This window comes from Shimia sp. CNT1-13L.2 (assembly GCF_024331145.1).
Lineage (GTDB): Bacteria > Pseudomonadota > Alphaproteobacteria > Rhodobacterales > Rhodobacteraceae > Shimia.
The window spans coordinates 576,689-594,132 of the sequence record NZ_JANDJO010000003.1 but is presented as its reverse complement, the minus strand read 5'-3'; the positions used below and the strand labels follow the sequence as shown (position 1 = coordinate 594,132).

Annotated in this window: 21 protein-coding genes and 1 tRNA gene; 14 read left to right on the top strand and 8 right to left on the bottom strand. The window is 59.8% G+C overall.

The features are described from left to right. Positions 1-223: 223 nt before the first annotated feature. Positions 224-313, bottom strand: a tRNA-Ser gene (locus tag NNA36_RS09700). Positions 314-442: 129 nt separating this feature from the next. On the opposite strand from NNA36_RS09700, the gene NNA36_RS09695 reads away from it, so the two are divergent. The 9 genes from NNA36_RS09695 to NNA36_RS09655 all read left to right on the top strand — a co-directional run bounded on the left by NNA36_RS09695 (position 443) and on the right by NNA36_RS09655 (position 7,744). Beyond that, positions 443-1,282, top strand: coding sequence for a DUF2059 domain-containing protein (locus tag NNA36_RS09695; RefSeq protein WP_255106776.1), 840 nt, complete (start codon positions 443-445; stop codon positions 1,280-1,282). Between the two features lie 36 nt (positions 1,283-1,318). Continuing rightward, positions 1,319-1,864 (top strand): sugar O-acetyltransferase, encoded by a 546-nt coding sequence (locus NNA36_RS09690; RefSeq protein ID WP_255106774.1) that lies wholly within the window; start codon positions 1,319-1,321, stop codon positions 1,862-1,864. Positions 1,865-2,090: 226 nt separating this feature from the next. After that, complete coding sequence (locus NNA36_RS09685) at positions 2,091-2,687, top strand: 50S ribosomal protein L21 (RefSeq protein ID WP_255106772.1); 597 nt, start codon at positions 2,091-2,093, stop codon at positions 2,685-2,687. A 25-nt stretch (positions 2,688-2,712) separates the two neighbouring features. Continuing rightward, positions 2,713-2,982: a 50S ribosomal protein L27 gene (gene rpmA, locus NNA36_RS09680; RefSeq protein WP_255106771.1), complete on the top strand. Its 270-nt coding sequence runs from the start codon at positions 2,713-2,715 to the stop codon at positions 2,980-2,982. Between the two features lie 86 nt (positions 2,983-3,068). Next, on the top strand, positions 3,069-3,662 hold the full coding sequence (locus tag NNA36_RS09675) for a LysE family translocator (protein WP_255106769.1): 594 nt from the start codon (positions 3,069-3,071) through the stop codon (positions 3,660-3,662). 13 nt (positions 3,663-3,675) lie between these two features. Next, complete coding sequence (locus tag NNA36_RS09670) at positions 3,676-4,215, top strand: GNAT family N-acetyltransferase (RefSeq protein ID WP_255106767.1); 540 nt, start codon at positions 3,676-3,678, stop codon at positions 4,213-4,215. 58 nt (positions 4,216-4,273) lie between these two features. Further along, a complete protein-coding gene (gene obgE, locus NNA36_RS09665) occupies positions 4,274-5,311 on the top strand; it encodes a GTPase ObgE (RefSeq protein ID WP_255106765.1) in 1,038 nt (345 codons plus the stop codon). Continuing rightward, positions 5,299-6,420, top strand: coding sequence for a glutamate 5-kinase (proB, locus tag NNA36_RS09660; protein ID WP_255106763.1), 1,122 nt, complete (start codon positions 5,299-5,301; stop codon positions 6,418-6,420). The genes obgE and proB overlap by 13 nt, the downstream gene beginning before the upstream one ends. 55 nt (positions 6,421-6,475) lie before the next feature. Then, positions 6,476-7,744, top strand: coding sequence for a glutamate-5-semialdehyde dehydrogenase (locus NNA36_RS09655; RefSeq protein ID WP_255106761.1), 1,269 nt, complete (start codon positions 6,476-6,478; stop codon positions 7,742-7,744). On the opposite strand, the gene NNA36_RS09650 is transcribed toward NNA36_RS09655, so the two are convergent. After that, the gene (locus NNA36_RS09650; protein WP_255106759.1) at positions 7,741-8,334 is read right to left on the bottom strand and encodes a histidine phosphotransferase family protein; all 594 of its coding nucleotides are present in this window, start codon (positions 8,332-8,334) and stop codon (positions 7,741-7,743) included. The genes NNA36_RS09655 and NNA36_RS09650 overlap by 4 nt on opposite strands. A gap of 32 nt (positions 8,335-8,366) precedes the next feature. Here NNA36_RS09650 and NNA36_RS09645 point away from each other — a divergent pair, with 32 nt between their 5' ends. From NNA36_RS09645 to NNA36_RS09635, 3 genes are all read left to right on the top strand, one after another. Further along, positions 8,367-8,549, top strand: a complete 183-nt coding sequence (locus tag NNA36_RS09645; RefSeq protein ID WP_255106757.1) for a DUF3553 domain-containing protein — start codon at positions 8,367-8,369, stop codon at positions 8,547-8,549. A 123-nt stretch (positions 8,550-8,672) separates the two neighbouring features. Then, positions 8,673-9,452 (top strand): GNAT family N-acetyltransferase, encoded by a 780-nt coding sequence (locus NNA36_RS09640; RefSeq protein ID WP_255106755.1) that lies wholly within the window; start codon positions 8,673-8,675, stop codon positions 9,450-9,452. Then, positions 9,449-10,279: a 1-acyl-sn-glycerol-3-phosphate acyltransferase gene (locus tag NNA36_RS09635; protein ID WP_255106753.1), complete on the top strand. Its 831-nt coding sequence runs from the start codon at positions 9,449-9,451 to the stop codon at positions 10,277-10,279. Before NNA36_RS09640 ends, NNA36_RS09635 begins: the two co-directional genes overlap by 4 nt. Here the strand turns inward: NNA36_RS09635 and NNA36_RS09630 are convergent. Next, a complete protein-coding gene (locus tag NNA36_RS09630) occupies positions 10,270-11,169 on the bottom strand; it encodes a DMT family transporter (RefSeq protein WP_255106751.1) in 900 nt (299 codons plus the stop codon). The two genes, NNA36_RS09635 and NNA36_RS09630, sit on opposite strands and share 10 nt — an antisense overlap. Positions 11,170-11,263: 94 nt before the next feature. Further along, positions 11,264-11,968 carry a hypothetical protein gene (locus NNA36_RS09625; protein ID WP_255106749.1) on the bottom strand — a complete coding sequence of 235 codons (705 nt, stop codon included), beginning with the start codon at positions 11,966-11,968 and terminating at the stop codon, positions 11,264-11,266. A gap of 283 nt (positions 11,969-12,251) precedes the next feature. Between NNA36_RS09625 and rpsB the strand changes: the two genes are divergently transcribed. Beyond that, on the top strand, positions 12,252-13,025 hold the full coding sequence (gene rpsB, locus NNA36_RS09620; RefSeq protein ID WP_255106747.1) for a 30S ribosomal protein S2: 774 nt from the start codon (positions 12,252-12,254) through the stop codon (positions 13,023-13,025). 133 nt (positions 13,026-13,158) lie between these two features. Continuing rightward, positions 13,159-14,034 (top strand): translation elongation factor Ts, encoded by an 876-nt coding sequence (tsf, locus tag NNA36_RS09615; protein WP_255106745.1) that lies wholly within the window; start codon positions 13,159-13,161, stop codon positions 14,032-14,034. A gap of 375 nt (positions 14,035-14,409) precedes the next feature. Here tsf and NNA36_RS09610 read toward each other — a convergent pair whose 3' ends face one another. The 4 genes from NNA36_RS09610 to phoU all read right to left on the bottom strand — a co-directional run bounded on the left by NNA36_RS09610 (position 14,410) and on the right by phoU (position 17,435). Continuing rightward, positions 14,410-15,168, bottom strand: a complete 759-nt coding sequence (locus tag NNA36_RS09610; protein WP_255106743.1) for a LuxR family transcriptional regulator — start codon at positions 15,166-15,168, stop codon at positions 14,410-14,412. 4 nt (positions 15,169-15,172) lie between these two features. Next, on the bottom strand, positions 15,173-15,607 hold the full coding sequence (gene aroQ / locus NNA36_RS09605; protein ID WP_255106741.1) for a type II 3-dehydroquinate dehydratase: 435 nt from the start codon (positions 15,605-15,607) through the stop codon (positions 15,173-15,175). 409 nt (positions 15,608-16,016) lie between these two features. Then, positions 16,017-16,706, bottom strand: coding sequence for a phosphate regulon transcriptional regulator PhoB (gene phoB / locus NNA36_RS09600; RefSeq protein ID WP_255106739.1), 690 nt, complete (start codon positions 16,704-16,706; stop codon positions 16,017-16,019). Positions 16,707-16,721: 15 nt separating this feature from the next. Then, positions 16,722-17,435: a phosphate signaling complex protein PhoU gene (gene phoU, locus NNA36_RS09595; RefSeq protein ID WP_255106737.1), complete on the bottom strand. Its 714-nt coding sequence runs from the start codon at positions 17,433-17,435 to the stop codon at positions 16,722-16,724. Positions 17,436-17,444 lie beyond the last annotated feature (9 nt).

Below are 17,444 nucleotides of genomic sequence, written 5' to 3'. Positions count from 1 at the left end.
AGGGCGGTTCTCAATGTCGGAGGCTCGCAATTTGTTAAATTCAACTTGCTTGGGAAACGCTGGCGAGCCTTGATCGTGGAGTGCTTCGTTTGATGGTTTGCCAGCAACTATGATCTTAAAGCCGATGAAGTGATCGGTCTTCAGAGCATGTTTTTTCTGTTGAGTGTATCAGGGCCACAACCCACTGTGTTTCTTTGATTTTCAAACACATCTAGGGGAATAGTGGCGGAGAGACAGGGATTCGAACCCTGGGTCCCCGTGAAGGGACAACGGTTTTCGAGACCGCCCCGTTCGACCACTCCGGCACCTCTCCGCGGGGGTCTTGGTGAGGGCGTCGTTTAATGATGATTCCGGAGGGGTGCAAGAGGCGATTTGAATTGTTTGTGAAATCTTTTGGAGTAGGCTGTTGAAAACGGAGCCTGAACGCGGGGAAGGATCAAGGATGACTGGGGTTTTGCGAAAACTGGCCTGCGGGATTTTTCTGACACTGGGTGTGGTCTGGATCGTGTCCGGTGCGGCGCAGGCGGCGGATCGGGCGCGTGTCGAGGCGTTTTTGAAGGTCACGGGCTTTGATGTGGCCATCGATTCCATCGCGCTCTCGGCAGAATCCGCGCCGGATATGCTTGGCGTTGATTCCGGCGCGTTCGGTTATGAGTGGCGGCGCACGGCGGAGCAGGTCTTTGACGTGGCGCTGATGCGGGCGCGGGCGCTGGATATTCTCGAGGCGACGCTGGAGGACGATCTTCTGGACCACGCGGCGGCGTTTTATGCCTCGGACCTCGGGATGCGGCTTGTTGCGGCCGAGAATGACTCACATTTCGCGGATGACACCCTGAAGCAGGACGAAGGCCGGGCGCTGGTGGCGGATATGGTGCAGGAGGCGAGTGCGCGGATCGAGGCGTTTCGCCGGATGAACCACGCCATCGACCCCAATGACATCGGGCCGAAAGCCATTCAGGAAATCCAGATCCGGTTTATCCTCGCGGCCTCTTATGCGGGGGTGATCGAACTGCGGGTCGATGAGGCGCAGTTGCGGGCGGTTCTGGCCGAGAACGAAGGGGCACTGCGGCGCGACATGGCGGCCTCGGCGCTGGCGAATGCGGCCTATACCTATCAGGATTTCACCGACGAAGAGGTTGTGGCCTATGCGGATGCGCTTGAGCATCCGGATATGCAGGTGGTCTATGAATTGATGAACGCGGTGCATTTCGACGTGATGATGAACCGTTTCGAGGCGCTGGCGACGAAGCTGGGGCAGGTGCAGCCAAGCCAGGAGCTGTGACGGGCGACGGAACGGGAACGGGTGGTTCAGGCAGACATGTACGAATTTGATACGCGCGGTGCGGACCTGATGGAAAAGCACCACCGCACGCGGCGTTTGTTGCGACGCTACAATGAGACGCCGTCGGATGCGGGCGAGACGCGGGCCGAGGTGCTGTCCAAGTTGCTAGGGCGGGTCGGGCAGGGCACCTGGATCGAGCCGCCGTTCTTTTGTGACTATGGCGAGAATATCTTTCTGGGCGCGGGTGTTTTCCTGAACTTCAACTGCACGGTGCTGGACGGTGCGCGGGTCGAGATCGGCGAGGGCACCTTGCTGGGGCCGGGCGTGCAGATATATGCGACCTCGCATCCCCTGGCGGCGGGGGATCGTATCTATGACCGCGATGGCATGCCGGGCTATCACACCACGGCAGCGCCTGTGACCATTGGCAGGCATGTCTGGATCGGCGGCGGCGCGATCATTCTGCCGGGGGTGACGATCGGTGATGGTACGACCATCGGGGCAGGGGCGGTGGTGACATCGTCGGTGCCCGAAAACGTGTTTGCAGCCGGGAACCCCTGTCGTGTAATACGGGCGTTATAGGCGTGCGAGGCGCGCGGAAGTTTCTTGGACTGCGAGAAACATATCCCTTGACTAATACCCTAAATCCCCCGATAAGCCCCAAATCCGGCGTAAGGCTCTCCTTGCGCCGTGTTTTGTTGTAACAACGCCCCGAGAGGGGTGCGCGGTTCGAGGCGGTCAGGGTGAGCCCCTGCCACAAACACCCGAAAGGGGGCCACAGAACGCGGATAAATCGAAGGAATAGGACATGTTCGCAGTCCTCAAGACCGGCGGCAAACAGTACAAGGTTCAATCGGGCGATGTGCTCCGCGTTGAAAAACTGGCTGCAGACGCTGGCGAAAAAGTTCAATTCAACGAAGTTCTGATGCTGGGCGGTGACAACACCGTTGTTGGCGCACCTCTCGTTGAAGGCGCGGCCGTTCAGGCGGAAGTGATCGACCAGATCAAAGGCGAGAAGGTCATCAAGTTCGTCAAGCGTCGTCGTAAGCACTCGTCGAAGCGTACCGTTGGTCACCGTCAGAAACTGACCCTGGTTCGCGTAACCGACATCCTGGCCTCGGGCGCAGACGCATCGGGCGTCAAAGCTGCTGTTGGCGCGGGTTCGGTTGCATCGGCTCCTGCTGCTGCCGCTCCGAAGAAAGCTGCTGCCAAGGCCGAGGCTCCTGCCGCTGCCGGTGCTGACGACCTGACCGCCATCAACGGCGTTGGTCCCGCAGCTGCCAAGAAACTGGCTGACGCTGGCATCACCAGCTTCGCTCAGCTGGCCGCCGTCGACGTCGAAACCTTCGACGCCGTCAAAGTGAAACCCGAGTGGGTTGAACAAGCCAAAGAACTGGCTAACTAATCCACTGAAGTAGGAGAAAAGCGATATGGCACACAAAAAAGCTGGCGGTAGCTCCCGTAACGGTCGCGACTCCGCGGGTCGTCGTCTTGGCGTCAAGAAATACGGCGGCGAAGCTGTAATTCCTGGCAACATCATCATGCGTCAGCGCGGCACCAAGATGTGGCCGGGCGAAGGCGTTGGCATGGGCAAGGATCACACCATCTTTGCAACCGTCGAAGGCAACGTGAAGTTCCACAAGGGCCTCAAGGGCCGTACCTTTATTTCGGTCCTGCCAGTGGCGGAGGCCGCAGAGTAAGCCGACCTTAAAGGTTATGAGACATTTAGGGGACCGGCTGAGAAGGCCGGTCCCTTTTCATTTTTGGGTATTCAGGAGCAGCGGAAATGCCCGTTGCAGTGATCAGTTTCAGTGCCTTCGCGGCCAGCCAGGTGGCAACCCCCGGCCCGGCGAACATGGCGCTTCTGGCGACAGGGGCGCGGTTCGGCTTTCGGGCTGCCTTGCCCTTCGTGGCCGGTGTGGCGCTTGGCAAACAGCTGATCATCTGGCCAATCGGGTTCGGGCTGATGTCGCTTGCCGGCAGCGCGCCCTGGCTGTTCGAGGTGCTGAAATGGGCCAGCGTGGTCTATATCTGCTGGCTGGCATGGCGGGTGGCAAACCTGCGCCTGTCACCGGATGGCGCCAAAGTGGACAAGGCCCCCGGCTTTTTCGCCGGTCTGGTCGTGCATCCGCTCAATCCCAAGGCCTGGGCGATGATCATCACGGGATTTACCAGTTTCGTGACACCGGGCACCCCCGCCTTGCAGGCGACTGCAACAATCGCCATCTGTTTATTGGCGTGTCAGGCGGTTTTTCACCCGATCTGGACTTTTGGAGGAGACCGGATCGCGCGTTTCGTGGCGGGAAAACCCGCCGAGAAGTATTTGATGGGCACCCTGGCGGCTTTGACCGTCGCTTCGGTTCTCTATGTTCTGTTTTGAGGAGGACAGGCATATGAAACACGACACGATCGTGAACCAACCCGTTATCGACGCGGACAGATTTGTTTTGCGTCCCCTGCGCCGTTCGGACCAGGGGCTGATCGAGATGTATGCAGGCGACGAGCAGGTTGCGCGCAACACCACGTCCATTCCGCATCCGCTGCCGCCGGGCAGTGTCGAGGCGTTTATCACCCGTTCGCAGGCCGAAGACCGGCTCGAGGATGTCTGGGTGATGGATGGCACCGCCGACAACGGCGCCGAGGTGATGGGGATCATCGGCCTCAAGCGCGTGGATGTGGGCAAGGTCGAGGTGGGCTATTGGGTCGCGCCGGCATTCTGGAACACCGGTCTGGCGTCGGAAGCGGTGCGCGCGATGATCGCGGCCAACCCGATGGGTTCGGACACGCTTTATGCCAGCGTCTTTCAGGACAACCCGGCCTCGGCACGGGTGCTGACGAATTGCGGCTTCCAGTACCTTGGAGACGCCGAGAGCTTCTCGGTGGCACGCGATGCGACGGTGCCGACCTGGACCTATTCGCTGAAATTGGATTGAGGCTTGCCCCGCTTGGCGTTATCAGGCGGGGCAGACACCGCCCGAAAAGGATGAAATCATGAAATTCCTGGACCTTGCAAAGGTATATATCCGCTCGGGCGGCGGCGGTGGCGGCTGTGTGTCGTTCCGTCGTGAGAAATACATCGAATACGGCGGCCCCGATGGCGGCGACGGTGGGAACGGTGGTTCTGTCTGGGCCGAAGCGGTCGAGGGGCTGAACACCCTCATCGATTTCCGCTACCAGCAGCACTTTTTCGCCAAGAACGGCCAGCCCGGTCGCGGCCAGCAGCGCACCGGCGCAAGTGGTGACGACATCGTGCTGCGCGTGCCCGTGGGCACCGAGATCCTTGACGAGGATCAGGAGACGCTGATCGCCGACCTGACCGAGGTCGGGCAGCGTGTTCAGTTGGCCAAGGGCGGCAATGGCGGCTTTGGCAACCTGCACTTCAAATCGGCCACCAACCAGGCGCCGCGCCGGGCCAATCCGGGCCTGCCGGGGGTGGAGCGCACGATCTGGCTGCGTCTCAAGCTGATTGCCGATGTGGGCCTCTTGGGTCTGCCCAATGCGGGCAAATCGACCTTCCTGGCCTCGACCTCGAATGCGCGGCCCAAGATTGCCGATTATCCCTTTACCACGCTGCACCCGAACCTTGGGGTTGTGGGTGTCGACGAGGTGGAGTTCGTGGTTGCCGACATTCCCGGTCTGATCGAAGGCGCCAGCGAAGGCCGTGGCCTGGGCGACCTGTTCCTTGGCCACGTGGAACGCTGCTCTGTGCTGCTGCACCTGATAGACGGCACGTCCGGTACGCCGGTCGAAGACATGCAGACCATCGTGCGCGAGGTCGAGAATTACGGCGGCTTCCTTGCCGACAAGCCCCGTGTGACGGTTCTGAACAAGATCGACACGCTGGACGAAGAAGAGCGCGAGTTCATCCGCGACGAGATCGAAGCGGCGACGGGCACCCGCGTGATGTTGATGTCGGGCATCAGCCGTGAAGGCGTGACCGATGTGCTGCGCGCCCTGCGGGCCCAGATCGACGAGGATCGCCTGCGCCAGAAGATCGGCGACGAGGAGCCTGAAGCGTGGCAACCCTGAAAGGTGCAAAACGCGTTGTGATCAAGATCGGGTCCGCCTTGCTGGTGGATCGCGAGACGGGTGATCTGCGCCGTGACTGGCTTCTGGGGCTGGCCGAGGATGTGGCCTGGCTCAAGGGGCAGGGCACGGATGTTGTTCTGGTGTCTTCGGGCTCGATTGCGCTTGGGCGTGGGGTTCTGGGCCTGCCGCGGGCCGAGCTGCCGCTTGAACAGTCGCAGGCGGCAGCGGCCGTCGGACAAATCCGTCTGGCACGCGCCTACGAAGAGGCGCTCGCACCCTACGAGATCAAGACGGCACAGGTTCTGGTGACGCTGGAAGACAGCGCCAACCGCCGCCGCTATCTCAATTCGCGCGCCACGATGGCCACGTTGCTGGGCCTTGGGGTTGTGCCGATCGTGAACGAGAACGACACCGTCGCGACGGACGAAATCCGCTATGGAGACAATGATCGCCTCGCGGCGCAGGTGGCGCTGACAACCGGTGCGGATATGCTGATCCTGTTGTCGGATGTGGACGGGTTCTATTCCGACAACCCGATGACAAACCCGGATGCGCACCGCTATGACGTGGTCGAGGAAATCACCCCCGAGATCGAGGCGATGGCCGGCGAGGGCACCTCGGGCCTGTCCAAGGGCGGCATGATCACCAAGCTGTTCGCCGCCAAGACCGCCACCATGGGCGGCTGCGCGATGGCGATCACCGAAGGCAGCGTGATGCGCCCCCTGACGGCGCTGGAAAACGGTGCGAACGCGACATGGTTCACGGCACAGGGCACGCCGCAGCTGGCCCGCAAACGCTGGATCGGGTCGATGAAGCCGCAGGGCGCGGTGACGCTTGATGCCGGTGCCGTCAAGGCGCTTAAGGCGGGCAAGAGCCTGCTGGGCGCGGGCGTGGCTGAGGTATCGGGTGATTTCGGCCGTGGCGATCCGGTCGAGATTCTGGGGCCGGATGCGCACAAACTGGGGCAGGGGCTTTGCGCCTACACGGCCGAAGAAACCCGCGCCATCAAGGGGCGGCATTCTTCCGAGACCGAGGCGATCCTCGGCTATACTGGCCGAACCGCGCTGATCCACCGCGACGACATGGCGCTTCAGGCTTCAATGCACTAGAAAGACTCCCGCCGGAGGCCTCCGGCATCTGACACGAAAGCAAAGGACAGAGCTGATGAAAGACATCGCAGACATCCCCGCCCTGATGGCCGAGATTGGCGCAAACGCCAAAGCCGCAAGCGCGGAGCTGGCCTTTGCCCCAGCCGAGGCCAAGGAAAAGGCGCTGAACGCCGCCGCCGATGCGGTCTGGGCGCGTCGGGCCGAGATCATCGAAGCCAACGGCAAGGACATGGAATTCGGCCGCGAAAAAGGGCTTTCGGCGGCGATGATGGATCGCCTGATGCTGGATGAAGCGCGTATTCAGGGCATTGTGGACGGCCTGCGTGCGGTGGCCGGTCAGGCCGATCCGGTTGGCGAAGTTCTCGAGGAATGGGACCGTCCCACCGGTCTCAACATCCGCCGTGTGCGCACGCCCCTGGGTGTGGTCGGCGTGATCTATGAAAGTCGCCCCAACGTGACCGCCGATGCCGGCGCGCTCTGCCTGAAATCGGGCAATGCGGTGATCCTGCGTGGTGGCTCGGAAAGCTTCCATTCTTCGGGCGCGATCCATGCCTGTCTCGTGGACGGTCTGAAAGAGGCCGGACTGCCGGAACATGCGATCCAGCTGGTTCCCACCCGTGACCGCGCGGCGGTTCAGGAGCTTTTGACGATGGTCGATACCGTCGACGTGATCGTGCCGCGCGGTGGCAAGGGCCTTGTGGGTCTCGTGCAACGCGAGGCGCGGGTGCCTGTGTTCGCCCACCTTGAGGGCATCGTGCACATCTTCCTTGATGCGGCTGCCGATCCCGTGAAGGCGCTGGACGTGGTGCTGAACGCCAAGACCCGTCGGACGGGAATCTGCGGCGCGGCCGAGTGTCTTCTGGTGCATCGTGACGTTCTGGACACCGTGGGCCAGGGCGTGTTGCGCGCGCTGGTCGATGCCGGGGTCGAGGTGCACGCGGACGAGACCATCGCGGCCAAGATTGAGGGCACCGTTGCGGCGACCTCTGACGATTGGGGCAAGGAATACCTCGACATGGATATCGCCGCGAAAGTGGTGGATGACGTGGATGGCGCGATTGCCCATATTCGCCAGTTCGGCTCGGATCACACCGACTGTATCATCACCGAGGATGATGCCACCGCCGAGCGGTTCTTTGAACGTCTCGACAGCGCGATCCTGATGCGCAATGCCTCGACCCAGTTTGCCGATGGTGGCGAATTCGGGATGGGGGCAGAGATCGGCATTGCCACCGGCAAGATGCACGCGCGTGGCCCGGTGGGGGCGGCGCAGCTGACCAGCTTCAAGTACCTCGTGGTTGGCGAAGGCACCACCCGCGCCTAAAAGCGCATCTCAACCTGCGTTTCATTGCGGGTAATCGACAGCGCCTGTCCCGTTTCAGAAAGGAAGCGGGGCAGCAGCGCGAACTGCACGCGGTTGGCTTCGATCTCCTGCGTGGTGTCCCCCGTGGCCAGATCGTTCCAAAGCCCCTCTTCGAGGTGAAGACGGTCGGATGTGGCGCTGATGATCCAGCCGTTTTCATCCTCACCAACCCGCAGGGTGCCGCCGTGACCAAGCGCGGTTTCGCCGCATAAAAGCGCGAGGAACAGTTTGCGCAGGACAGGGCGGGGCACGCCGCCTTCGACCTCCCAGAGGATGGTGATGCGGTTGCCCGTGGAGATGTCGGTCAGGATCGATCGTATGTCGGCTTCGCTGACGATCTGACTGTCTCCGGCGAGGCCAAAGGCAATGCGGAAAAAGCGGATGCGCGCACTGGCGTTGCCGACGCTTTGGGTGATCAGGGCCATTTCGGGGCCGGTCATGCCACCTGACATGCCAAGCAGTTCTACACCGTTGCCGATGGCGCCCACTGGGCTGATCAGATCATGACAGATGCGGGACCCTACCAGAGCGGCGATTTCCGTATTAGACATGGGCATGGCGACTCCCTTCTGAAAGAACAGCTATGGACGATCTCAACGCATTCCTCGAACCTGGCATGTTGGTGCAGCACCCGGAGCAACCGGATTGGGGCACCGGGCAGGTGCAATCCAATATCGGTGGCAAGATCACCGTGAACTTTCGCGAGGCGGGCAAAGTTGTCATCAACGGGTCTCGGGTGGTCCTCATTCCAGTGTTTGATCAATGAGTTTGTGAACTGTGATTCATACAACTAATGGTAGTGCGGTGATCTGACGTTGACCAGCATCAATGTTGCCAATTTTTCTGGTGCGACGTAAAACCCCGGAAATGGCATAAACAGACCGAGCAGATGGCGCACGTGGACCCAGACTTCACCCTGAAACTTGTCGAAACCCCCGAAGAACTGGCCGCCGCACAGCGGTTGCGCTATCGCGTTTTCGTGGAGGAACTGGGGGGCGGCGGGGCGCTTGTCGATCATGCGGCGCGGCTTGAGAAAGACCGGTTCGATCCGTTTTTCGACCACCTTGTCCTGATCGACAACGCGCTGGAGTGCGATCCGATGGACCGGGTGGTTGGGGTCTATCGTCTGTTGCGCGATGACAAGGCGGCAGAGATTGGCCAGTTCTATTCGGAAGACGAATATGACCTGTCGGTGCTGAAGGCCAGCGGTCGGAAGTTGCTTGAACTTGGGCGCAGCTGCCTGTTGCCGGCGTATCGCGGGGGATCGGCCATGTTCCACCTTTGGAACGGTTTGGCGGCATATGTTTTTGAACACGAAATAGAAATCCTGTTCGGAGTGGCCAGCTTCCATGGCACGGATGTGGAGGCTTTGAAACAGCCGTTGTCGCTGTTGCATCATCGGCATCTGGCGCCTGAGGATTTGCGGGCGCGTGCGCAGAGCGCGCATTACCAGAGCATGAACCTTGTGGATGAGGGCGAGATCGACCGGCGCAAAGCGATGCTTGAGGTGCCGGCGCTGATCAAGGCCTATCTGCGTCTGGGAGGCTTTGTCGGGGATGGCGCCTATGTGGATCATGCGTTCAACACGACGGATGTCTGTCTGATCATGGATACCGAACGCCTGAACGCAAAACAAAAAGCGATTTATACCAAGGGCTTGCAATCATGAGCGCAACCTGGAGCGGGGATGGTGACTATCCCGAGGACAAGAAGATTGGTCCCATGGGATGGCTGCGTGTGGTGCTGCGTGGACTGGTGCTTGGCACCCTGGTGTTTGGCTGTCTTGGTATCCTGCTGCTGGTGCGGTTGATCGAAAAGCCCATTCACGGGGTGCATCGCCCGTGGACGCCGTGGATCACACAGTTCGTCTGTCGCAATGCCTTTCGCATTCTGGGCATTCCGTTTTCGTCGCGGGGCACCCTGATGAAAGAGCGGGGCGCGGTGGTGGCGAACCATAGTTCATGGCTTGATATTTTCGCTCTAAACGCCCGGAAACGCATCTATTTTGTCTCCAAGGCCGAGGTTGCGAACTGGCCCGGGATCGGATGGCTGGCCAAAGCGACGGGCACGGTGTTCATCAATCGCGACCGTCGCGAGGCGGCAAAGCAGAAGCAGGTCTTCGAGAAACGGCTTCTGGCGGGGCACAAGCTGTTGTTCTTTCCGGAAGGGACCAGCACCGACGCGATCAGGGTTTTGCCATTTAAAACAACGCTTTTCGCGGCTTTCTTTACAGAAGAGTTGCGCGAAAAACTGTGGGTTCAGCCGGTAACCGTGCTGTATCACGCCCCGGATGGGGCTGATTCCCGGTTCTATGGCTGGTGGGGAGACATGGATTTCGGCGGCCATCTGCTGAAGGTTCTGGCCTCGGGCAAACAGGGGCGGATCGAATTGATCTACCATGCGCCGGTCAAGGTTTCGGACTTTCCCGACCGCAAGACGCTGGCCGCGCATTGCGAGGCTGAGGTGCGGGGCGGGCATTCACTGCTTCAGGCGTGAGTGTTTTTCGCGTCGGACGGCGTTGCCAGAACTTCGATCAGGCAGGCACCAACGATCAGGATGGCGCCGCCCCATTCCACGAGGGACATGGCTTCTTCGGGTAGGAGAATGCTGGCGCTGAGGACGGTCAGCATGACCTCGGCCATCATCAAGAGGCCGAGCCGACCGGGAAACAGGATTTTCTGGGCCCAGAATACCACCAGAAGGGTCGGGATGATCATGAAGAAGGCCATGACAAGCGACACCGGCAGGGCGCTTGCGATCTGGGGCAGGGTGGGGGCTGTCATGCCGCCGACCAACAGGCCCGTGAGCAGCGCCAGAAGGCTTGTCATCAGCATCTGGCTGAACGTCGAGGCGGCGACCGGGATTTCCCCGTAGCGCATCACCAGCGCGCCACCGATGGCCCAGGCCACACCTGAGACAAACCCCATCAGATCGCCGATGTTTAGTGGTACAGAGCCGCCGCCAGACAACAGTAGGCCCATGCCAGCCAGTCCGCCGCCAATTGCCAGCCAGCGCGACCAGCCGGCGCGATCGCCAAGCCAGACGATGCCAATCAGCGTGCCCCAGATCGGTGTGAGGTAGAACAGGAGCGTGACGCGCACGACCGAGGAGTAGAGCAGGCCGACGGAGAACAGGCCATAGCCCGCGCCGGTGAAGATGCCGATCAGGATGGCGCGCGGCATGTGGCGGCGATGGCGTTCCCAGTGCACCAGGATATAGCCACCCAGCGCCAGGGCCGCCGGCAGGTTCAGGAAAATAACAGGCCATGTCCCGTTGATGCCGAGGTCTTCGATATAGCGCAGCGGAATCCAGTAGAGTCCCCAGAAGGCGGCGGCCAGAAAGACCGCCACGGAGGCAAATGTCGGGGTGTGCCACTTTTCTGGCATCGTCGGTTTCCAGTCAGGTTGTGCTGACGACTTTGCCTGAGAATTTTCTCAAGGGAAGGCCCGAAAACGGCATGGTGACAGAAAATCCGCGCGCTTAGCCGCAGCCCTTGGAGGCATAGACGTGATTGGCATCCTTGCGCAGGATCCAACCGCTTTCATTGCCGACACGCACCTGACACCAGATTTCCTTTTCAAAGTAGCGTTCGGTGCAGTGGCGAACATCCTGGAAACAGATGTTGCGGGGTGTCACGGATTGCACGCGCGATGCGGCATCGGGCATGAAATAGAGGTTGAGCGGGGCGAGGGGCTGGAGCGCGATGGTCTCGAACGCTTTGTAGGTGGTGTCTTCGGGAGAGGCACAACGCTTCTTGGCGTTGATGTAGGTCACGCATTTGCCGACGGCGGCAGAGGTTTGGGTGTTGGTGGTGGTCTTGGCAGGTTTATTGCCCTTTGCCGGGCCGAAATAGACCATTTCGAAGGGATCACCGTCACCGATCACACCGCGCCATTGCCCGTCGGCCCCCTTGTCGGCCGAGGCGATCAGGCTGTTCTGTTTGCCGTAGAAGCGGATGTGGCTGTCGCCGTGCATGGCATAGCCCTTGAAGTTGGCGATATCGCAGCCCTTGTCGACCTTGATAAGACGCCAGACGCCCGGTTTGATTTCCTTCTGCCCGAACTTCACGCGGCAGATATCGCCATAGGCCTGAAGGCCCCAGATCGGTTTCTGGTCGGCTTGGGCAGTGGTGCAGGCGAGAAGGGTGGTCGCGAGGGCGAAAAACGTGCGGCGAAACGGGATCATATGTGGTCCTTGCAATCAATTGGCGGTAAATCGTCGGGCAGCGCCAGACATCGAATCTTTCGGCCATTCAGAGCAAAGACACTGTTGTTTGCCAAGAATTTTCTGGAGACCCTATTGCAGGGGTTGCCAAGGGGGCAGGGGTTCGATATATGCGCGCGCATTCAAACCCGCAGGTGGGGTTTGGGTTGCTCCGGGGAGACATCCCGGACAGTCCGCCGGTTGTCCCGAAAACGTCGGGATCACTTCTCCCCACCAAGGCGTAAACCGGAAAAGGAAAACTAGCATGGCTCTTCCCGAGTTCACCATGCGCCAGCTGCTGGAAGCAGGCGTACACTTTGGTCACCAAACCCAACGTTGGAACCCGCGCATGTCGCCGTTCATCTACGGCTCGCGCAATGGCATCCACATCATGGACCTCACCCAGACCGTTCCGATGCTGGACGCGGCCCTGAACGTGATCCGTGAAACCGTCGCCAAGGGCGGCCGCGTTCTGTTTGTTGGCACCAAGCGTCAGGCCGCTGCGCCGGTTGCAGACGCCGCTGAGAAGTGCGCACAGTACTACATGAACCACCGCTGGCTGGGCGGCACGCTCACCAACTGGAAAACCGTTTCGCAGTCGATCAACCGTCTGAAAGAGATCGACGAGAAAATGGCTTCGGGCGCAGAAGGCCTGACCAAGAAAGAGCGCCTGAACATGGAGCGCGACCTCGAGAAGCTGCAAGCTTCGCTGGGCGGTATCCGTGAAATGGGCGGCGTTCCGGATCTTCTCTTCGTCATCGACGTGAAAAAAGAAGCTCTGGCCATCGCAGAAGCCAACAAGCTGGGTATCCCGGTTGTGGCTGTTGTCGACACCAACTGCTCGCCCGACGGCGTTGATTACATCATCCCGGGCAACGACGACGCTGCACGCGCCATCTCGCTGTACTGCGATCTGGCTTCGCGCGCCGCTCTGGACGGCATGTCGGCTCAGCTGGGCGCGGCAGGCATCGACCTGGGTGCAATGGAAGAAGCACCGGCCGAAGAAGCAGTAGCAGAAGAAGCCGCTGCCGACGCGTAAGCGTTACATTTCTTTCACGGGGGCAGGGTAAGCCCGCCCCCGGATACATTTTCCGAATACCCCGCGCGATCGCACCCTTTGGTGCCCTGACCCTTGTCAGCATCGCGCCTATAGAGAGATGAGGAGAGCCAAGATGGCGATCACAGCAGCAATGGTGAAAGAACTGCGCGAAATGACCGGCGCAGGCATGATGGACGCAAAGAAAGCCCTGACCGAGACCGACGGTGACCAGGAAGCGGCAATCGACTGGCTGCGCACCAAAGGTCTGGCCAAAGCGGCCAAGAAAGCCGGCCGTATCGCAGCCGAGGGCCTGGTGGCCGTTAAGGTTGACGGTGGCAAAGGTGTAGCGGTTGAAGTGAACTCGGAAACCGACTTTGTTGGCAAGAACGCTGACTTCCAGGCGATGGTTGGCGGTATCGCCGACGTAGCGCTGACCGTTGAAGACACCGAAGCCCTGCTGGCGGCCGACATGGGCGGCAAGCCGGTTTCGGAAGTTGTCACCGACGCGGTTGCCACCATCGGTGAAAACATGTCGGTCCGTCGCATGGCGTCGGTTGCTGGCGAAACCGTTGTGTCCTACGTCCACAACCCGGCCGTAGACGGCATGGGCAAGATCGGCGTTCTGGTTGCCCTGAACGGTGGCGACGAAGCCTTCGGCAAGCAGGTTGCAATGCACATCGCAGCAGCCAACCCGCAGTCGCTTTCGGAAGCTGACCTGGACCCGGCCGTTGTTGAAAAAGAGAAAAACGTTCAGATCGAGATCGCACGTGAATCGGGCAAGCCCGAGCAAGTGATCGAGAAGATGATCGTTGGCCGCATGAAGAAGTTCATGGCCGAAGTGACCCTGCTGGGCCAGAGCTTTGTCATCAACCCCGACCTGACCGTGGAAGCCGCGGCCAAGGAAGCCGGTGCAGAGATCGTTGGCTATGTCCGCATGGAAGTGGGCGAAGGCATCGAGAAGAAAGAAGAAGATTTCGCCGCAGAAGTTGCAAAGGCAGCTCAGGGCTAATCGCTCTTTCGATATCTGAATTGGAAGCGCCGTCTGCATCGCAGGCGGCGTTTTCTTTTTGATCGGTTTCTCAAGAATTGGGCGTGCGCAAAAAAATGCGGCGCTGCCCGGGAAAAGACAGCGCCGCTCGATACGTACGCCCCAAGTGCATGGGGATGACGGGGCGTCCAATCGAAAAAGCCAGCCCCAAGGCCGAAATAAGCCTTGGGTACCAGCATCCGGATTGTCCGGCTGACCACAAGAGCCCCGGTATTACGGGGATAGCAACCAGAACGTTCCAAGGCTAAAGCCACCACTCACGGAACACTATAACAATGCCTTATTTACCCAGCGTCAAACAAGTCAGGTAAACCCTACTTTTGACGCATAGTTGCGTCAGGCTTCGCTCTCTGGTTTGTAAATCTGGTGCAAAAACGACGCTTTAAGCAGGGCCTGCGCCGTGGTCTCGACATCCAGCGCTTCGCGGGCCAGACGCAGGTGTTTTTCCACGGTCGCGGGGGTGCGATCGATCAGCGTCGCGATGTCCTGGATCGTTTTTCCGTCTCCGACCCATTCAAGCACTTCGCGCTGGCGCTTGGTGAGCGCGCGCTTCGGATATTCGTAGGGCAGGGAGAGGATCTTGAGGTGTGCGATGTTGTTGATCAACTCGATGAACCGTCCGTCACGCTCCCAGATGTCATCGACGTCCTTTTGGGACATGCCACGCCGCGCGGTCATCGCCATGGCGCCCTTGGTGCGCGAGGAAATGGTTGGGAAACTGATTGTATAGCCAGCAGTCACACCCATTTCGGCGTTGATGCGAAACACCTTCATCTCGTGATCGCTGAGCCTGCCGTTTTCGATCTGTTCTGCCACCCAGGACCAGCTACAGGCGCCGGTGTTGTTGAGCGCCCAACGCATCATCGGGCCGGAAAAATACAGGCCATCGCCGAGGAAACGATCGAGATAATCGCGGTCATGGTTGGAAAGCACCATGAAATCGTCTTCGCTGCCGAGCGAGGCATCGGTGCGGAAATTCGTGTAGCCGTAGATCAGCCGGTCGAAGCCATAGTCCGCCATGCAGGCCGTGTGCATGTCCCACAGGGCCTCGAGCGAATGCGCGTTGGTCAGGGCTTCGATGTAATCCAGTGACATGCAGTTAGCCCAGGTACTGTTTCATGGCATCCAGCGCCAGCATGTAACCGTTGGCGCCAAAGCCGCAGATCTGGCCAATCGCGACAGGGGCGATGTAGGACTTGTGGCGGAAGGCCTCACGCGCGTGGATGTTCGACAGATGCAGTTCGATCACCGGAAGTTCGACCGAGGCGATGGCATCCATCAGGGCAATCGAGGTGTGCGTGTAGGCCCCAGCGTTGAGAATGATCCCGTTATGAACACCCTTGGCGGCGTGAATGGCATCCACCAGCGCGCCTTCGTGGTTGCTTTGCTGGCAGGTGACGGCACAGCCTAGCGCCTCGCCACGGGCCACACAGGCGGCCTCGATGTCCTTGAGCGTTGTCGATCCGTAGACCTCCGGCTGCCGAGTCCCAAGCAAGTTGAGATTCGGGCCGTTCAAAACGAGTATTGAATTCATTTTTGTCCCCATGTTGCCATCGACATTACAGGCAGGGAATTGCCTCTGTCTAGCGTCATTCTGATTTCATTCAGCGGCACAAATGGCTTATTTTGTTGCACTTGTTAGGCAAATTCGTCCATTTAGTAAAAAAGGCCGTTGGGGCTCACGGTATCGTGATCGTTAGTATGAAATAATAACATAATATTCATTATGGGAAATTTGGATTGAGGTAATAGAGACAGCATAGCCCGAGCAATGCCATCCCTGCCAGAGCCGCTGCGCGTACTGAATGGGAGTATCAAGCGACCTGCCGAGAAGCTCTGAGTGTTAGTTCAATGTGTTTCTGTAGTGCGTTGACCTTAAACAAGAAACACGCCTCGTTTGGAGGCGCGTTGTGTAACTTGAACAACACTAAGCCGCGTTGAATTTACCCGAGGGCGTAGCCTGCCCCGCGAACGGTGCGCAGCGGATCATTGCCGCCATGTACGCACAGCGCCTTGCGAAGACGGCCGATGTGTACGTCGACGGTGCGGCTGTCGACATAGATGTCGCGGCCCCAGACCCGATCCAGAAGCTGTTCCCGGCTCCAGACCCGGCCCGGCTTTTCCATGAAGGTCGACAGGAGCCGGAATTCGGTTGGTCCAAGCTTGAGCGGCTTCTCGTCGCGGGTCACACGGTGGGTTTCCGCATCCAGCACGATGCCTTCGTATTCAAGGCGCTGACCGACGGACGCAGGACGGACGCGGCGCAGCTGACTGCGGACACGGGCCATCAGTTCGAGAACTGAATAGGGTTTGACGACATAATCATCCGCGCCGGTTTCAAGCCCCCTCACCCGGTCAACCTCTTCCGAGCGCGCCGACAGCATGATGACAGGAATGCCCGCCGTCTCCGTGCGGGTCTTGAGGCGTCGGCAGATTTCGATGCCGGAAATGCCGGGCAGCATCCAGTCGAGAACGATGATGTCGGGCATCACTTCGGATACCAGCAGAAGCGCCTCGTCGCCATCCGCGGCGGACACCACCTCGAAGCCTTCGGACTCGAGGTTGTAGGACAGCACGTCGCGCTGTGCGGGTTCGTCTTCTACGACAAGAACGGTTGGGTGATCTGTAGCCATAATCGGTGCTTCGAATTATTCTGCGGAATGCAGAGCCGGGTCGTAATGGTCTGATTTCGGGCGATTTTCATCGGGCAACTCGCCGGTCACGAGATAGATGACCTGTTCGGCGATCGAGGTGACATGGTCGCCCATGCGCTCGGTGTTCTTGGCGATGAAATGCAGGTGCATACAGGGCGTGATGTAGCGCGGATCTTCCATCATGAAGGTCAGGAATTCGCGGAACAAGGCGTTGTACATCTGGTCGATGTCGCGGTCACGTTCGAGAATGTCCTGCGCCAGTTCGGCGTCACGCTGGATGTAGGCATCAAGCGCATCCTTGAGCATCAACTGGACTTCGCGCGCCATACGACGCAGCGCACCTCGGGCCCCTTCCACGGGTGTCATGTGCACCAGAACACCGGTCCGCTTGGCCATGTTCTTGGCATAGTCGCCGATACGCTCGAGGTTGCCGGCGATCTTCATCACCGACAGCACGACACGCAGGTCGATCGCGGTGGGAGAGCGCAGGGCAATCAGCTTGAAGCATTCGTCGTTGACCAGTTGTTCCAGCTGGTCGATGGCCTTGTCGTTGTTGCGGACGATTTCCGCCAGTTCCTCGTCGCGGTTCTTGAGCGATTTGGAGGCGTCGAGGATGGCCTCTTCGACGAGGCCGCCCATTTTCATGATATGCGCCTGGATCTGCTCGAGGTCGCTATCGAAAGACGAGACAATGTGTTTATCGTTCATGGTCCTGCT

What these genes read in the sequence shown, in the direction of transcription:
- NNA36_RS09695 (WP_255106776.1), top strand. Translation starts at nt 443, where the DNA reads ATGACTGGGGTTTTGCGAAAACTGGCCTGCGGGATTTTTCTGACACTG.
- NNA36_RS09690 (WP_255106774.1), top strand. Translation starts at nt 1,319, where the DNA reads ATGTACGAATTTGATACGCGCGGTGCGGACCTGATGGAAAAGCACCAC.
- NNA36_RS09685 (WP_255106772.1), top strand. Translation starts at nt 2,091, where the DNA reads ATGTTCGCAGTCCTCAAGACCGGCGGCAAACAGTACAAGGTTCAATCG.
- rpmA (WP_255106771.1), top strand. Translation starts at nt 2,713, where the DNA reads ATGGCACACAAAAAAGCTGGCGGTAGCTCCCGTAACGGTCGCGACTCC.
- NNA36_RS09675 (WP_255106769.1), top strand. Translation starts at nt 3,069, where the DNA reads ATGCCCGTTGCAGTGATCAGTTTCAGTGCCTTCGCGGCCAGCCAGGTG.
- NNA36_RS09670 (WP_255106767.1), top strand. Translation starts at nt 3,676, where the DNA reads ATGAAACACGACACGATCGTGAACCAACCCGTTATCGACGCGGACAGA.
- obgE (WP_255106765.1), top strand. Translation starts at nt 4,274, where the DNA reads ATGAAATTCCTGGACCTTGCAAAGGTATATATCCGCTCGGGCGGCGGC.
- NNA36_RS09655 (WP_255106761.1), top strand. Translation starts at nt 6,476, where the DNA reads ATGAAAGACATCGCAGACATCCCCGCCCTGATGGCCGAGATTGGCGCA.
- NNA36_RS09650 (WP_255106759.1), bottom strand. Translation starts at nt 8,334, where the DNA reads ATGTCTAATACGGAAATCGCCGCTCTGGTAGGGTCCCGCATCTGTCAT.
- NNA36_RS09645 (WP_255106757.1), top strand. Translation starts at nt 8,367, where the DNA reads ATGGACGATCTCAACGCATTCCTCGAACCTGGCATGTTGGTGCAGCAC.
- NNA36_RS09640 (WP_255106755.1), top strand. Translation starts at nt 8,673, where the DNA reads ATGGCGCACGTGGACCCAGACTTCACCCTGAAACTTGTCGAAACCCCC.
- NNA36_RS09635 (WP_255106753.1), top strand. Translation starts at nt 9,449, where the DNA reads ATGAGCGCAACCTGGAGCGGGGATGGTGACTATCCCGAGGACAAGAAG.
- NNA36_RS09630 (WP_255106751.1), bottom strand. Translation starts at nt 11,169, where the DNA reads ATGCCAGAAAAGTGGCACACCCCGACATTTGCCTCCGTGGCGGTCTTT.
- NNA36_RS09625 (WP_255106749.1), bottom strand. Translation starts at nt 11,968, where the DNA reads ATGATCCCGTTTCGCCGCACGTTTTTCGCCCTCGCGACCACCCTTCTC.
- rpsB (WP_255106747.1), top strand. Translation starts at nt 12,252, where the DNA reads ATGGCTCTTCCCGAGTTCACCATGCGCCAGCTGCTGGAAGCAGGCGTA.
- tsf (WP_255106745.1), top strand. Translation starts at nt 13,159, where the DNA reads ATGGCGATCACAGCAGCAATGGTGAAAGAACTGCGCGAAATGACCGGC.
- NNA36_RS09610 (WP_255106743.1), bottom strand. Translation starts at nt 15,168, where the DNA reads ATGTCACTGGATTACATCGAAGCCCTGACCAACGCGCATTCGCTCGAG.
- aroQ (WP_255106741.1), bottom strand. Translation starts at nt 15,607, where the DNA reads ATGAATTCAATACTCGTTTTGAACGGCCCGAATCTCAACTTGCTTGGG.
- phoB (WP_255106739.1), bottom strand. Translation starts at nt 16,706, where the DNA reads ATGGCTACAGATCACCCAACCGTTCTTGTCGTAGAAGACGAACCCGCA.
- phoU (WP_255106737.1), bottom strand. Translation starts at nt 17,435, where the DNA reads ATGAACGATAAACACATTGTCTCGTCTTTCGATAGCGACCTCGAGCAG.